General features: G+C 73.0%; 12 protein-coding genes, 1 pseudogene and 1 riboswitch. Of the genes and pseudogenes, 1 reads left to right on the top strand and 12 read right to left on the bottom strand.

Annotated features, from left to right (window positions below; translation table 11 throughout):
* Positions 1-12 precede the first annotated feature (12 nt).
* The 8 genes and pseudogenes from RBL05_RS01750 to RBL05_RS01715 all read right to left on the bottom strand — a co-directional run bounded on the left by RBL05_RS01750 (position 13) and on the right by RBL05_RS01715 (position 10,648).
* Entirely contained in the window at positions 13-771 is a 759-nt protein-coding gene (locus RBL05_RS01750; RefSeq protein WP_062950870.1) for a polyprenol monophosphomannose synthase, read from the bottom strand.
* 55 nt (positions 772-826) lie between these two features.
* Positions 827-2,464 carry an apolipoprotein N-acyltransferase gene (gene lnt / locus RBL05_RS01745; RefSeq protein ID WP_308740802.1) on the bottom strand — a complete coding sequence of 546 codons (1,638 nt, stop codon included), beginning with the start codon at positions 2,462-2,464 and terminating at the stop codon, positions 827-829.
* Positions 2,461-3,243, bottom strand: a complete 783-nt coding sequence (locus RBL05_RS01740; protein WP_308740803.1) for a hypothetical protein — start codon at positions 3,241-3,243, stop codon at positions 2,461-2,463. The genes lnt and RBL05_RS01740 overlap by 4 nt, the downstream gene beginning before the upstream one ends.
* Positions 3,244-3,269: 26 nt before the next feature.
* A complete protein-coding gene (locus tag RBL05_RS01735; RefSeq protein WP_308740804.1) occupies positions 3,270-6,224 on the bottom strand; it encodes a DEAD/DEAH box helicase in 2,955 nt (984 codons plus the stop codon).
* A 109-nt stretch (positions 6,225-6,333) separates the two neighbouring features.
* A pseudogene (locus RBL05_RS01730) lies at positions 6,334-7,110 on the bottom strand (diacylglycerol/lipid kinase family protein); the annotation flags it as partial.
* A gap of 71 nt (positions 7,111-7,181) precedes the next feature.
* The gene (gene tatC / locus RBL05_RS01725) at positions 7,182-8,093 is read right to left on the bottom strand and encodes a twin-arginine translocase subunit TatC (protein WP_308740805.1); all 912 of its coding nucleotides are present in this window, start codon (positions 8,091-8,093) and stop codon (positions 7,182-7,184) included.
* Positions 8,094-8,161: 68 nt separating this feature from the next.
* The gene (gene tatA / locus RBL05_RS01720; protein WP_263310168.1) at positions 8,162-8,476 is read right to left on the bottom strand and encodes a Sec-independent protein translocase subunit TatA; all 315 of its coding nucleotides are present in this window, start codon (positions 8,474-8,476) and stop codon (positions 8,162-8,164) included.
* Between the two features lie 129 nt (positions 8,477-8,605).
* On the bottom strand, positions 8,606-10,648 hold the full coding sequence (locus RBL05_RS01715; RefSeq protein ID WP_308740806.1) for a WYL domain-containing protein: 2,043 nt from the start codon (positions 10,646-10,648) through the stop codon (positions 8,606-8,608).
* A 68-nt stretch (positions 10,649-10,716) separates the two neighbouring features.
* Here RBL05_RS01715 and RBL05_RS01710 point away from each other — a divergent pair, with 68 nt between their 5' ends.
* Positions 10,717-11,901 carry a DUF3866 family protein gene (locus RBL05_RS01710; protein WP_318604026.1) on the top strand — a complete coding sequence of 395 codons (1,185 nt, stop codon included), beginning with the start codon at positions 10,717-10,719 and terminating at the stop codon, positions 11,899-11,901.
* 240 nt (positions 11,902-12,141) lie between these two features.
* Here RBL05_RS01710 and RBL05_RS01705 read toward each other — a convergent pair whose 3' ends face one another.
* The 4 genes from RBL05_RS01705 to pnuC all read right to left on the bottom strand — a co-directional run bounded on the left by RBL05_RS01705 (position 12,142) and on the right by pnuC (position 14,609).
* A complete protein-coding gene (locus RBL05_RS01705; RefSeq protein ID WP_308740808.1) occupies positions 12,142-12,624 on the bottom strand; it encodes a PH domain-containing protein in 483 nt (160 codons plus the stop codon).
* Between the two features lie 7 nt (positions 12,625-12,631).
* Entirely contained in the window at positions 12,632-13,489 is an 858-nt protein-coding gene (gene hisG / locus RBL05_RS01700; RefSeq protein ID WP_308740809.1) for an ATP phosphoribosyltransferase, read from the bottom strand.
* Between the two features lie 75 nt (positions 13,490-13,564).
* Positions 13,565-13,828 (bottom strand): phosphoribosyl-ATP diphosphatase, encoded by a 264-nt coding sequence (locus RBL05_RS01695; RefSeq protein WP_010551582.1) that lies wholly within the window; start codon positions 13,826-13,828, stop codon positions 13,565-13,567.
* Between the two features lie 73 nt (positions 13,829-13,901).
* Positions 13,902-14,609, bottom strand: coding sequence for a nicotinamide riboside transporter PnuC (gene pnuC, locus RBL05_RS01690; protein WP_308740810.1), 708 nt, complete (start codon positions 14,607-14,609; stop codon positions 13,902-13,904).
* 89 nt (positions 14,610-14,698) lie between these two features.
* Positions 14,699-14,817: riboswitch (FMN riboswitch) on the bottom strand.
* Positions 14,818-14,835: the final 18 nt, after the last annotated feature.

Below are 14,835 nucleotides of genomic sequence, written 5' to 3'. Positions count from 1 at the left end.
GAGACGGCCAGGTTAGCGCAGGGCCTTGCGAAGGCCCTGGGCGCGACGTGCGAGTCCCCAGAGGGTCACCTTCACGAGCGCCTCACGCACGATGTCGGAGGACATCTTGCTGGCCCCCTCGGTGCGCTCGTCGAAGTCGATCGGCACCTCGACGATCACGGCGCCCAGGTCGCGTGCACGGCGGGTCATGTCGACCTGGAAGCAGTAGCCCTGGGAGGCGATGTCCTCCTCCATCAGGCGCGAGAGCAGCTCGGCGCGGAAGACGCGGAACCCCGCGGTGGCGTCGGCGACCCCGAGACCCATCAGCACCGTCACGTACACGTTCGCGCCGCGGGAGAGGAGCCGCCGATGGGCGGGCCAGTCGTGGACGGCGCCGCCGGGCACCCAGCGGGAGCCGATCGCGAGGTCGGCGCCGCGCCGCACGGCCTCCAGCAGGCCCGGCAGCTGCTCGGGCCGGTGCGAGGCGTCGGCGTCCATCTCCACGAGCTGCTCGTAGCCGTGCTCGAGACCCCAGGCGAAGCCCGCGAGATACGCCGGGCCGAGGCCCTGCTTCCCCGCCCGGTGCAGCACGTGCACGGCCGCATCGCGTCGGGAGACTTCCTCGGCCCACTCCCCCGTGCCGTCCGGGGAGGAGTCGTCCACCACGAGCACGTGCGCCTCCGGCACCGCGCGCCGCAGCCGCTCGAGGGTGCCGGGCAGCGCCTCCCGCTCGTCATAGGTGGGGATCACCACGAGGGTCGGCGGCAGCGGGGCGGTGGACGGGCGGGTCATCGGTCTCCTCGGAGGATCGGACGGCGCGGGCGGGACGGCGGGGAGGCCCGGAGGATCAGCGACGGGCCGCAGGCCGGGCCAGGGCGCGACGACCGGGGGTCAGCGCCACGAGCAGCCCGGCGACGCCGAGGGCGGAGATCCCGATCGCGATCCACGGCCCGGCCGCCACAGCCGGGGTGGTCCCGGTGCGCAGCGGCACGTCGGCGACCATCGTGCCCTGCTCCCAGTGGTCCACGAAATCGATCTGGCGACCCTCGGGGCTGTAGATCGCGGAATGGCCGACGGTCGAGACGTGCACGACGCTGCGCCCGGAGAGCACCGCCATCACCCGGGCCTGCGCGAGCTGCTGGATCGCCTCGTCCGAGTCGCCGAACAGCGCATTGTTCGACTGCACGACGATCACCTCGGCGCCGTCGTCGACCACGTCCTGCACGAGGCCCTCGTAGGCGATCTCGAAGCAGATCAGCAGCCCGGCGGTGCCCTCGCCCTGGCCGAGCTCGGCGAGGTCCATGGTGCCGATCTCCTCGCCGGCGATCATGTCCCGGGAGACGAGGTCGACCTTGTCGGTGAGCCGGCTGAACACGTCGCGCATCGGGATGTACTCGCCGAAGGGGACGGGGTGGCGCTTGGAGTAGGCGTAGGGGGTCTCGCCCTCCGGGGTGATCAGCACGGACTGGTTCAGCCGCTCCGACTCCCCCACGGGCACCTGTGTGCCGACCAGGACGGGGGCGTCCGCGTCCCGGGCAAGGGAGGTCAGCAGGGAGGAGAGATAGGGGTCCTCGCGCGGGTCGTAGCCGGTGGAGTCCTCGGGCCAGACGACCAGGTCGAGGTCGGTGCCGTCGGCAGTGGCCTGGTCGACCGCGGTGCGGGAGGCGGTGAGGTGGTTGTCGAAGACGTCGTCCGGCATGGTGTAGCTGCCGGGGTCGATCTCCCCCATCGAGCCCTGCACGGCGGCGACCGTCATGGAGGGCCGATCCGCCGGGGCGCGGTTGAGGGGATGGGGCACGACGACGGTGGCGAGCACGGCGGCGACGGCGATCGCGAAGGGCCACACGCCGGAGAAGCCGGTCAGCCCGCGGTGGCGGCGCCCCAGGAGGGCGAGAGCGCCGAGCAGCAGCAGCTGGGCCAGCAGGGCGACCACGAGGGCGAGCCCGGCCATCCCGATCCACGGCGCGAGATGCACCAGTGGCGAGTCGGACAGCGCGAAGCCGCTCGCGCCCCAGGTCAGCCCGCCCCACGGAGCGCTGCCCCGCAGCGTCTCGACGCCCACCCAGAGCGCGGAGACCACCAGCGCGGAGGAGACGCAGAGGCCGCGGCGCACCATCACCGCACGGGCGGCGAGGCCGAACAGCACGACGTACAGCGCCTCGAAGACGCCCAGCGCCAGCCAGGGGGCGCTGCCGGCATAGGTGCTGGCCCATTCGGTCAGCGGGATGAAGAAGGCGAGCCCCCACAGCAGGGAGACGAGGCCGGCGAGCCAGGCCGAGCGCACCAGCAGCCCGCCGCACAGCAGCGCGATCCCCACCGGGAGCAGCATCCACAGGTCGTAGGGCGGGAAGGCGAGGAGCGCGCAGATCCCGCCGAGGAGCCCGGAGCCGATCGCGACCGCCCAGGGGGTCGCCTCGTACTCCTCGCGCGGACGGCGGCCTCGCGGGCGCGCGCGCGAGGCGGCGGTCCGTGCGGCGGTGCTCACTCGGCGTCCCCGCCGAGCTCGTCGTGGACGACGCGGCCGTCAACGACGGTGCGCAGGGCGCGCGGGCTGCCCTGGTCCAGGTCGGGCAGCAGGGGGGTGCGGGAGCGGGGGTCGGTGGACCAGGTGTCGACCCGCTCGGCGAGGGAGCGGACGGTGAGGTCCCAGGGCTCCCACAGGACGAACGTGGCCGGCAGCCCGGTGCGCAGCGTGCCGGGATGGCGCCTGCCGGCGACCCGCTGGCCGCCGCGGCTCGCGGCGAGGAAGGCGGCGCGGTCGCTGAGGCGCTGCGCGGCGGGGGCGGTGCGGGCGGCGGCGCGGACCCAGGTCCACGGGTCGGCGGCCTCGTCCCGGCCCGCGGAGCCGAAGGCGAGCGGGGTGCCGTCGCTGACGAGGTCGAGGAAGGCGGCATCCTCGGTGACGGGGGCGATGACCTGCACGCCCTCGCGGGTCCCCGTCGGCCCGGGCAGGCGCAGGACGATCCCGTGCGCGGCCGCGGCGGCGTCGCCGGCCGGGTCGGGGTCGGTGCCGTCCGTGGTCGCGGCGGCGTCGACGAAGCCGGGGGTGACCAGGCAGCCGGTGGCGTCCACGCGCTCGGCCTCCGGGTGGAGCACGAGGGCGCTGTCCTCGGGGCCGGTCCAGGCGATCAGCCCGTCGGCCACCAGCATCGCGGAGGCCTCCGGGTCGTCCGCGCTGTACAGGACGATGCCGGTGTAGAGGACGGGCGCCGTGGGCTGCGAGGGGGGCCGTGCAGGCTGGTTCTGGGCACTCACACGTCCCATCCTCCCCGCTCCTCCTGGGAGAACGCTCATCGGCCTATCTCCTGGGCGACCAGGCCGCGGCGCACGCCGTCGATCGCGGCGCGCGCGGTCCTGCCCAGGCGCTCGTCGGCGGTGAGCTGGTCGAGCAGGTCGATCACCTGGCGGCAGTGGCGCACGAAGTCGCCCGGCGGGAGGTCGTTGCCCTCGAGCGCGGCGGCCAGGTGCGCGCCGCGCGCCCAGCGGTGCACGATCGCCGCGATCGCGGGATCCGGCGGGAGGGTGGGGTCGATGCCGTGCCGCGCCTCGGCGGACTGCAGCTCGGCGGCGATGCTGCTCGAGGCCTCGAGCGCCGCGCCGACGGCGGGATCGGGGATCAGCTCCGGCGCACGGTCGTCACGGCGGGTCTCGTGGACGGCGGCGGAGACCACGGCGGCGAGCCCCGGCGCGTCCAGACCGTCCCAGGCGCCGTGCTCGAGGCATTCGGCGATCAGCAGGTCCCGGTCGCTGAACAGGCGTCGCAGCCGCATCCCGCTCGTCGTGGGCACGAGCTCCTCCCCGTCCTCGCCCGAGCGCTCGAGATAGCCGAGCTCGAGCAGCAGGTCGGTGAGGCGGTCGAAGCGGCGGGCCAGCGAGCTGGTGCGTCCGCTGATGCGGCGCTGGACGCCCTCGAGCTCTCCGCGGGACTTCCGCCACCGGCCCACCCAGCGCAGGTGCGACTCGAGGTCGGGGCAGGCGGCGCAGGGGTGCTCGGCCAGCTGCGTGCGCAGCTCCTGCAGGCGGGGATCCTGGGCCGCGGTGGAGGGGGTGCGTCCGGCACGCCGGCGCACCTCGCGGCGGGCGTCGTCGTCCTGGCCCGCCAGGCGCTGCCGGAGCGAGGAGGCGGTGTCCTTGCGCACCTTGCCGCTGCCGAGCGCCTCCGGGCGCGGCAGGCGCAGGGTGTCGATGACCGCGGGCGGGGAGGGCACGTCCCCGGGGCGGAGGCTGCGGCGGCGTCCCTCGGTGTCCAGCAGGTCCACCTGGGGGCCGCCGAGGACGTGGCGGTCCACGTCGAGCACGACGGCGTAGCCGCGGCGCTTCCCGCCGGGCAGTGCGATGATCTCGCCGCGGCGCAGGTCGCCGAGGACGCTGCGGGTGCGGTCGCGGTCCGCGGCGGCCCGGGCCTGGGAGAGCTCCTTCTCCCGCGCGCTGATCGCCTCCTGGATCCCGGCGTACTCGAGCAGGTCGCCGCGCTCGCAGGTGACCGCCGCGCGGTAGTCCTCGACGGTGTCCTCGAGCTCGCGGGCGCGCCGGGCGAGGCCCACCACGGAGCGGTCCGCCTGGAACTGGGCGAAGCTGGTCTCGAGGGTCTCGCGGGCGCGGGAGAGGTCGAAGCGGTCCAGCAGGTTCACCGCCATGTTCGGGGTGGGGCGGAAGGCGGAGCGCAGCGGGTAGGTGCGGCGCGAGGCGAGGGAGGCGGCGGCCGCGGCGTCGAAGCGCGGCCCGCCGACGATCACGGCATGTCCCTCGGTGTCGATGCCGCGCCGTCCCGCACGACCGGTGAGCTGGGTGTACTCCCCCGGTGTGAGGTCGGCGTGCTCGACGCCGTTGAACTTCACGAGCTTCTCGAGCACGACGGAGCGGGCCGGCATGTTGATGCCGAGGGCGAGGGTCTCGGTGGCGAAGACGACCTTGAGCAGCCCGCGGGCGAAGAGCTCCTCGACGACGGTCTTCAGCAGCGGCAGCATCCCGGCGTGGTGGGCGGCGTAGCCGTCCAGGACGGCGCGGCGGAAGGCGTGCAGGCCCAGCACCTCTTCGTCCTCGACGCCGATCTCGGCCAGGCGCTCGTCGAGGACGGCGCGGATCTCGCCGCGCTCGTGGTCGTCGGTCAGGCGCAGGCGAGCCCGGGCGCACTGCTGGACGGCGCCCTCGCAGCCGGCGCGGGAGAAGATGAACATGATCGCGGGCAGCAGCGCGGCATCATCGAGCACCTCGACCACCTCGGGGCGGCGCATCGGACGGCCACCGGCCCCGCCGCGAGAGCCGCCGTGCCGACCGCCCTCGTGCCGCGAGTCGTCACGTCCCGAGCCCGGACCGTGGTGCCGCGGGCCCTCGTGCTCGCCGCGCCGGTCCCCGCCCCGCTCGCCTCGCGGCGAGCCGTGGCGTCCGGCGCCGCGGGGGCGGTGGCGGCCGCGGTTGCCCTTCCGGCCGCGATAGCCGCGGCCGCGCTGTCCCCCGCTGCGCTCGTCCACCGGCAGGGAGAAGGAGGTGATCCGCTCGATCTCGGGGTTGACCTGACGATCGCTGCGGGCACCGGGGCCGTGGGAGACGACGGCCTCCCCGTCGGCGTCGACGAAGAGGTCCAGCAGCTCCTCGCCGACGATCACGTGCTGCCACAGCGGCACCGGCCGCGTCTCGGAGACGATGATCGAGGTCTCGCCCCGCACCTCCTGGAGCCAGGCCCCGAACTCCTCGGCGTTCGAGACCGTCGCCGAGAGGGCGACCAGCTGGACGGAGCGGTCCAGGTGGATGATGACTTCTTCCCACACGGGCCCGCGCAGGCGATCGGCGAGGTAGTGCACCTCGTCCATCACCACGAAGCCCAGCCCGTCCAGCAGGTCGGAGTCCGCGTACAGCATGTTGCGCAGCACCTCGGTGGTCATCACGACCACCTCGGCGGTGGGGCGGATCGAGGTGTCGCCCGTCAGCAGGCCGACGCGCTCCGCGCCCAGCCAGTCCACCAGCTCGCCGAACTTCTGGTTGGACAGCGCCTTGATCGGCGCGGTGTAGAAGACCTTCCGGCCCTGTGCGAGCGCGAGATGCACCGCGAACTCGCCGACGACGGTCTTGCCGGCGCCGGTCGGGGCGGCCACCAGCACGGAGCGGCCGTCCTCGAGGGCGCGGCCGCCGGCGAGCTGGAAGTCGTCCAGCGCGAAGTCGTAGCGGGCGGTGAAGGCGGTGAGCTCGGAGTTCTCCCGCCGCTTCTCCTCGGCCCAGGCCGCGTAGCGCTCTGCGGGCGAGGTCACTGCGCTCCCCGTCGACCGCCCTCTCGCCGCGCAGCGCCGAGAGATCGGCGAGCAGGCGCACGGCGCCGGGCAGCACGCGCGCGGTGAGGGGTAGCAGGGAGCGGGCCTCCCCGTCGGCGTAGGCGCGCAGCGAGCGGCCGTGGCGCAGTCCTACGGTCACCTCCCGCACCGGGCGGACGCGCACGCCCTCGAGCTCGGTGTGGGTGCCCTTGAAGACGCGGGGGAAGAAGCGCAGCAGATCGCGCCTGCCCAGCCCCTCGATGCTCAACAGCTCGAGCTGTCCGTCGTCGATGCGGGCGTCCGGAACCATCTGCATCCCGCCACCGTAGACCCCGGAGCTGCACAGCGACAGCAGCGGCGCGTCGATCTCGAACCGCTCGCCGCCGTCGATCTCGAGCCAGTACGGCAGCGGGGTGAAGGTGGGCAGCTCCCGCAGCACGGCGGTGGTGTAGCGCACGGTGTGGGAGGCCCGGGAGCTGTTGGCGCGGGCGTTGACGATCGCGTCGAAGCCGAGGTTGACGTTGCCGAGCGCGAGGGACCGGTGCGGCAGCGCGTTCTCCCCCGCGGAGGTCACCTCGATCGCGTCGATGGTCACGACCGGGCGGGACAGCGCGTGCAGCAGCGCGCGGGTGGACTCCTCGGGGTCGTTGATGCTGAGGCCCAGGGCGCGGGCGAAGTCGTTGCCGCTGCCGGCGGGCACGATCCCGAGCCGTACGGGGGTGCCCGCGACGATCTCTGCGCCGAGCGAGACGGTGCCGTCCCCGCCCACCACGACGAGGGCCGTCAGCGAGTCGCGGACCTCCTCCGCCCGGGCCCTCGCGACGTGCGCGCTGGGACCGGAGAGGTCCACGACCGAGATGCCCGCGAGATGGAGCAGATGCCCCACCTGCCGTCCCACGCGATGGGCGGTGCCCTGGGCGGCGGTGGGGTTCGCGAGCAGGCCGACGCGGAGTCTGCTCACCGGCCGCCCTCGTCGGGCTCGTCGAGCCGGGTGGGGCCGTCGATCTTCTCGACCTCGTCGTCGATGCGGCTGGCCTCGTCGTCGTCGAGGTCCTCGTCGCCGCTGCGCTTCGCCTGGCGCCGGTCGTGGAGCAGCGCGATGACGATCGCGCCGAAGAACAGGCTCGCGATCGCGGCGGACATCGCGATCAGGGTGATCGGCTCGGGCGTGGGCACCATGACCGCGGTGAAGGCGAAGCTCAGGAAGATGATCCAGCGCCAGGCCTTGAGCATCGCGCGGCCGCTGATCAGGCCCATGAAGTTCAGCAGCACCATGACCACCGGCACCACGAACGCGACGCCGAAGGCGAGCATGGTCTTGATCAGCAGGGCGAGGTACTGGTCGTAGGGGATGATCTGCGAGACCGATCCCTCGGTGGGCGTGAAGCTCATCAGCACCGGGACCAGCTGGTTCACGGCCCAGTACCCGGCGACGCAGCCCAGGAAGAACAGCGGGATCGCGGAGCCGAAGAAGCCGATCGCGTACTTGCGCTCGTTCCTGTGCAGGCCCGGCATCACGAACAGCCACACCTGAAGGATGATCATCGGCGAGGAGAGGATCAGGCCGATGTAGGCCGCCATCTGGAGCTTGACGTTGAGCCCCTGGCCGACGCCCTGGAAGTTGATCAGCGACTGGAGGTCGGAGTCCTCGCCCGCGGCCTCGATGGGCGCCTTGACGGCATCGAACACCCACGGGAACAGGAACCATCCGACGATCGAGAAGACGAGCACCGTGACCGCGCTGATGAGCAGGCGGTTGCGGAGCTCGGTGAGGTGCTCGCCGAGGGACATGCGTCCCTCGGGGTCGCGTCCCCTCTTCGTCGCGGGCGCGCCCTGCGCCCGGTCGCGTCCCTGTGTATCACTCGCCACGGATCAGTTTCCTCCCAGCCCGGCAGGACGGGACGGGCACACGGCCCTGCCCCGTCCCGGCGCGGAGCTCAGTCGCGGCGGTAGGGCTCGTCGTCCTCGCGCGGGGCGCGGACGGTCTCGCGGTCGCGGTCCTCGCGGATCTCACGGTCGCGGGGGTCGTACTCGCGGTCGTCGCGAGCGCGGTCGGAGCGGGCGGGACGATCCGACTCGTCCTCGTCGTCCCCGCGCTTCTCGTCGCCGCGCATCTCCTCGACCTCGCTCTTGAAGATGCGCATGGACTTGCCCATGTTGCGCGCGAGTCCCGGAAGCTTGTTGGCCCCGAACAGCAGGATCACGAGCACGATCAGCAGCACGATCGCCCAGGGGTTGCGGAAGAAGTTCATGGAAGTCCCTTTCAACAGCGCCATGACTCAGCGCAGGCGCGCTCATCATCCCACAGCGGACTGGGCGCCGGACGGGCCGCCACGGCGACGGCTCGGCCCACCGCACGGCGGGTCGTCCCAGGGTAGCGCCTAGCGAGGGCTGTGACGTGCAGCCCCCGCGCGCGCCACAGTCACGATCGTGTCTCTGAGCACGGGCGGGGACAGCACCTCGGCGGCGCCGGCGGATTCCAGCACCGCGTCCACCAGCGGTGCCCGCACCGGGCCCTCGAGACGTGCGTAGGTCGCACCGCCACCGGCGCCGTCCGAGCCGTCCTCGCCGGGGCCGCCCCCGCCATCGCGCAGCTCGGTGGCGGCGAAGGACTCGGCGATCCAGTGCCCGGCGGGCTCCAGGCGCAGCCACACCTCCCCCTCGACACGGCCGGAGAGGTCCGCGTCGACCCCGGGAGCGGACCGGCTCATCGGGGTCCCGTCCGGCAGGATCTCCACGATCCGGTCCAGGCGGAAGCGGCGGCGGCCGCCGGCGAGCTCGCAGTCGGCCACGAGATAGGAGCGCGCCCCGTCGGACTCGATCCGCTCGGGACGGATCCTGCGCACGCTCGTGCCCGAGCGGTCCGTCGAGGAGTAGCGGATGGTCAGCGTCGCCTCGTCGGAGCCCTGCTCGGCGCGCAGCGCGGCGCCCACCGCGGCGAGCACCGTCTCGGCGCGGTCGGCGGTGCGGGCGGCTCGCTCGTCGGCCGAGAGGGCCTCGGCGATCTCCTCGCGGCGCGGGACGGGCGGGGCGGGGGCGCCCTCGGCCGGCGTCTCCCCGGACATGGCGGCCAGCAGCTTCGCCCGGGCGGAGTCGACGACCTGCTCCGCCTCGCCCGCGGCGGGCTCGAGGGCGGCGAGCCCGGCTAGGAGCGCCGTGATCTCGACGGCGCTGAGGCTGAGGGCGCGGCGCAGCGGCTCCGCGTTGCGCACCCGCACGGTGCCGTGCTCCCACTCCGCCTCGATGAGGTCCTCCCAGCCGGCGCCCATGTCGCCGCAGACGAAGAGCACCTGCAGGTCGTCGACCAGCTGCTTCTCGCTGACGCCGAGCGCCTCGGCGAGCTCGGCGAGGTCCGCCTCGCCGCGGCTCATGACGAAGGACGCGGCGGAGATCAGGCGCGAGAGGTGGTCGCCGCTCTGCGGGCTCACCCGGATCCGGGGGGCGGGGCGCGGCGCGGCGGCTTCGAGGGCATCGAGCGCGGCGACGCCCTCGTGGCGCGCGGCGACCGCCTCGAGCACCTCGGCGATCTCGGCGCGCCAGGCGGCGGGCTCGAGCAGCTCGACCCAGCGCACGTCGGCGAGGACCAGTCGGCGGGTCGCCGGGCGGGGCAGCTCGGGAAGTCGCAGCTGCTCGGCCTCGAGCGGGGCGACGGCGCGGTCGCGCAGGGCGAGCGCCTTGTAGGGGGCGGCCCGCAGCAGCGCGGAGGCCCGGTCGTCGCTGTCGAGCATCCGATCGAGCACATCGGCGAGGTCGATGTCGTCGGGGCGGGGTGCCTTCGCGGCGGGGCCCTCGGCGGGGAAGGACTCGATCCTCGAGGCGCGGAACACGCGGGGCGCGTCGCGGTCGCGGTCGTGGCCGTAGACGTACCAGTGCCCGTCGTGGACGCCGACGACCCACGGCTCGACATGGCGCTGCGCGGGGGCGCCGTGCGTGCCGCGATAGGTGAAGCGCACCGAGCGCCCGGTCACCACGGCGTCCAGCAGCGGGGAGAGCACGGGCAGGGACTCGACGGCGCCGCGCGGTGTGCGCCGCAGCAGGTCGGGGTCCGCGTCGTGGCCGAGGCTGAGCAGCTTCGCGCGCACGCGCCGGGCCGCTCCTCCGGCCGTCGCGTCGTCCCAGGCGCGGCTCGCGGCGAGCAGCACCGTGTACTCCTCGGTCGTGAGATCGAGCACCGCCGTGGAGGGCGAGGCGTCGATCCGGTAGTGCACGGTGTTCTCGTCCAGCACGTCCCGCTCGGCGACGAGCGGGAGCCCGAGCTCCAGGATCGCGGCCTTGTCGCGCTCGAACATCCGCTCCGCGGCCTGCTCGGACGTCGCCTCGGCGTAGTCGGGGATGACGGAGAAGAGCTTCGCGCGGTCCATCCGCCGTCGCGAGCCGATCGTCATGATGACGTTGAGCAGTCTCTCCACGTTCTTCGAAGCCACCCGCCCAGACTAGCCGGACCGGATCACAGGGATGCGGAGCTTCCGCCGCGCGCCTCTAGGCTGGGGCCATGCTGCGATGGGAACGGGGCACCGTGAGTGCCGTGACCAGCTCCTGGCCCGGAGTGGATCGACTCGAGATCGATCTGGACGACGGGGCGGGGACGCTGAGCGCGATCGCCTACGAGGAGCTCACCGGGCGCCCGCGCGCCGGCGAGCAGGTGCTGCTGAACACCAACGCCGTGCGGCGCGAGCTCGGCACCGGCGGCGACGCCATGATCGTGGCCCGCACCGAGGTGCTCCCCGAGGCCGCCGAGGTGCGAGGCCACATGGTCAAGGCCCGCTACACGCCGATGCAGACCATGGTCGACGCGCTCGACGACCCGGACAGCGAGCACTACGAGACGGTCCGGGAGGCCACCGGCATCGACGGGATGCCGGTGGTGGTCGCGGACCTGCACTCCTCCCTCCCTGCGATCGTCGCCGGGATCCGGGCGCGGCGCCGCTCGGTCCGGATCGTCTATGTGCACACCGATGCCGCGGCGCTGCCCGCCGTCTACTCGAGGAGCGCGGCCCGGCTGCGCGAGGCCGGCCTGCTCACCGCCGTGATCAGCGCCGGGCAGTCGTTCGGTGGCGATCTCGAGGCGGTCACGGTCCACTCGGCGCTGCTGGGCGCCCGGCACGTGGTCGGCGCGGACGTCGCGATCGTGATCCAGGGCCCGGGCAATCTCGGCACCGGCACCGGCTGGGGCTTCTCCGGCGTCCAGACGGCGGAGTCGCTCCACGCGGTCTCCGTGCTCGGCGGCGTGCCGATCGCGACCCTGCGGGTCTCCGAGGCCGACGAGCGGGAGCGGCACCGGGGCCTGTCCCACCACTCCTCCACCGCCTACGGGCGAGCGCTGCTCGCCCCGGTGCACTTGCCGGTGCTCCCCCGCTCCGACTCCCGATACAACTCTTTTCATGAGTCCGTGCGGAAACAGGTCAAGAGCACGATCCTGAAGCCGGCGAAGAAGCGCGGCGTGCTGCACCACCTCACCGAGGTCGACGCCAAGGGGCTGCGCGATGCGCTCGAGGAGATGCCCGTGCGGATGACCACCATGGGACGGACTCTCGCCGAGGACTACGCCTCCTTCCAGTACGCGGCCCTCGCCGGGCGCTGCGCGGCCGAGCAGGTCCGGGGCGCCGGCGGCGGCTCGGGCGGCACGAAGGGCGAGTCCAAGGGGCCGAAGGAGCCCAAGGGCGGCACCAAGCGCTAGACGCCTCGGCGCCGGCATGGGCCCGACGGAGTTGCCGGGGACAGGCGACCGACGGAGTTGATCGACGTGAGGTACCAGGAAAGTGGTACCCGACGTCGAACAACTTGCCGTGCTGCCCTGCGCCGCGGTCGGCGGGGCCGTCCAGCGAGGTTCTTCGACGTGAGGTACCAGGAATGCGGTACCTGAGGTCGAACGACTGCCCGTCCGGCCGTCCGATCCATGTCGGCCGTGCGATCCGCGTCAGCCGCGCTGGGCGTCGCTCTCCCCGTGGGCCTCGCCGCGCTCCTGGACCAGGTGCAGCAGGCGGTGGGCGGCGGAGATCGCCCGCTCCCCGTCGTAGCGCTGGATGGCGTGCAGCGGATGGGTGCGCCCGTCCGCGAGGTCGAGATGAGCCCAGGGATCACCCATAGGGAAGCTGATCCCGAGCACCTCGGGCCACTCGAAGGTCCGGGTGCGCATGAGGTTGCGCACCTCGAGCCCGTCGGGACGGGCGACCACCCGCACCGAAGCCTCGAGATGGCAGAACAGCGCGATGAGCAGACCGATCATGAGCAAGCCGAGCCGTCCGCCGAGCTGGAAGCTCGTGATCATGACCGCGCCGCCGATCATCCCGGCCATCACGATGACGGCGGTGATGTAGGCGGCCCAGCGCACCGCCCGCGGACGGAACACCTCGACGGCGCGTGCGTCGTCGCGGCCCGGGGTCCCTGCGGCACTGCTCATCGGGATCTCAGATGCGGCAGGCCTGGATCGCCGTGACCAGGATGGCGCGGGCGCCGGCCTCGTAGAGCTCGTCCATCATGCGGTGCGCGGAGCGGCTGTCGACCATGGCGCGCACGGCTGACCACTCCCCGCCGTGCAGCGGCGAGACGGTCGGGGACTGCAGGCCGGGGGTGATCTCGACCGCCCGCTCCAGCAGTGCGGAGGGGATGTCGTAGTCGAGCATCACGTACTCGCGGGCGACGAGCACGCCGCGGATGCGCCGCTCGAGCACCTCGAGCGCGTGCTGCGCCTCGTCGTCCAACTCCATGCCGGGGCGGGAGAAGAGCACGGCCTCGCTGGTCATGATCGCCTCGCCGAAGGGCTCCAGCCCTGCCTCGCGCAGCGTGGTGCCGGTCTCGACGACGTCCGCGATCACCTCGGCGACGCCGAGGCGGATCGAGGACTCGACCGCGCCGTCGAGGTGGACCACCTCGGCGCTGATCCCCCGCTCGGCGAGGTAGTCCTCCACGAGGTTCTCGTAGCTGGTGGCGATGCGGGAGCCCTGCAGCTCCTCGACGGTGCTGTGCGTTCCGGCGGGCGCGGCGAAGCGGAAGGTGGAGCGGGCGAAGCCCAGCGAGAGGATCTCCTGGGCCGGGGTGCGGGAGTCCAGCAGCATGTCCTGGCCGGTGATGCCGACGTCGACCGTGCCGGAGCCGACGTACACCGCGATGTCCCGGGGACGCAGATGGAACAGCTCCACCCCGTTGTCCTCGTCGACCACGACCAGCTCCTTGGAGTTGCCGCGGCGGCGGTAGCCGGCCTCCTGGAGCAGGTCGGCGGCGGGGTCGGACAGGGCGCCCTTGTTGGGCACGGCGATGCGGAGCACGGATCCTCCTCGGCCGATGCGGCGGCCTCGAGACGGGTGGGACGGGAAGTCGGGGGTGAGCGGCGCGGGGCCGGCTCAGAGATGTCGGTAGACGTCCTCGAGGGAGATGTCCTTGGCGATCATCATGACCTGGAGGTGGTAGAGCAGCTGGCTCATCTCCATGGCGGCGTCGTCGGTGGACTCGTGCTCGCAGGCCATCCACACCTCGGCGGCCTCCTCGACGATCTTCTTGCCGATCTGATGGACGCCGGCATCGAGCTCCGCGACGGTGCCCGATCCCTCGGGTCGGGTGCGGGCCTTCTGGGTCAGCTCGGCGAACAGTGCCTCGAAATCCTTCACGGGGCCAGGGTACGCGTCCCGGCAGGTGCTCCGCGGTGGAGACCGCCTGCCGGGCACGAGCCTCGCCCGTGGCTCAGCCGCGGCGGACCGTCGGGTCCAGGTGCGCGGTCTCGACCGTGACCCGGTCGGGCTCGGCGTCGCGGCGGCTGCGCACCCGCCACCAGACGAAGAAGCCGGTGAGGGTGAACGCGCCGTAGAAGAGATACATGAACGCGCTCGCGTAGTAGCCGGCGCTCCACAGCAGCGGCACGCCGACGAGGTCGACCGCGACCCAGATCAGCCAGAACTCGACCCAGCCCTTGGCCATGCCGAAGGTCGCCAGCAGGCTGCCCATGAAGATCCAGGCGTCGGCCCAGACCGGCTCGTAGGAGCCCAGCGCCCGGAACAGCGGGGTGAGCGCCGCGGTGCCGCCGACGAGCACGACGAGCAGCAGGGCGCGGGTGCCCCAGGAGGCCCAGACGGGCTCGACGGCGGTGCCGTCCTCGTGCTTCGCCTGGCGCCAGCGCACCCAGCCGTAGACGCTGGTGGCGATGAACATGATCTGTCGGCCGGCCTGGCCGAGCAGGTCGACGGAGTTCGGGTTGCCGAAGACGCTGCCGAGGAAGACGGTCAGCAGCAGGGCGTTGCCCAGGATGCCGATGGGCCAGGCCCAGACCTTGCGGCGCATGCCGCCGAGCGCGCTGAGCAGTCCGAAGACGTTGCCGAGCACCTCGCGGAGCAGGAGGAACTGGCCTCCGCCGAATTCGATCTTGGCGTCGAAGAGCCACTGCAGGATGTCCATGTCGGTCCTTTCACCTCGGATGCAGTGGCTCCGGGGAAAAGGGTTGCCTGCGGGGCTCGGGGAGGCGTGCGCCGTCCCGGGACCTGCGGGACGTGCGCCTCTCATCCAGGCTGTACTGTCGGTGCCGGAATTCCACCGGCTCCACCGCAGAATGCGGGTCGCGGACTGTCACCGCCGGCTCGGACTTTCACCGACCCCGGAGCACGTCACAGGATGTGACGGAGCA

Origin of the sequence: Brachybacterium sp. GU-2, assembly GCF_030866705.2 — a bacterium.
GTDB classification, from domain to species: domain Bacteria; phylum Actinomycetota; class Actinomycetes; order Actinomycetales; family Dermabacteraceae; genus Brachybacterium; species Brachybacterium conglomeratum.
This window is presented reverse-complemented; position numbering and strand designations above follow the sequence as displayed.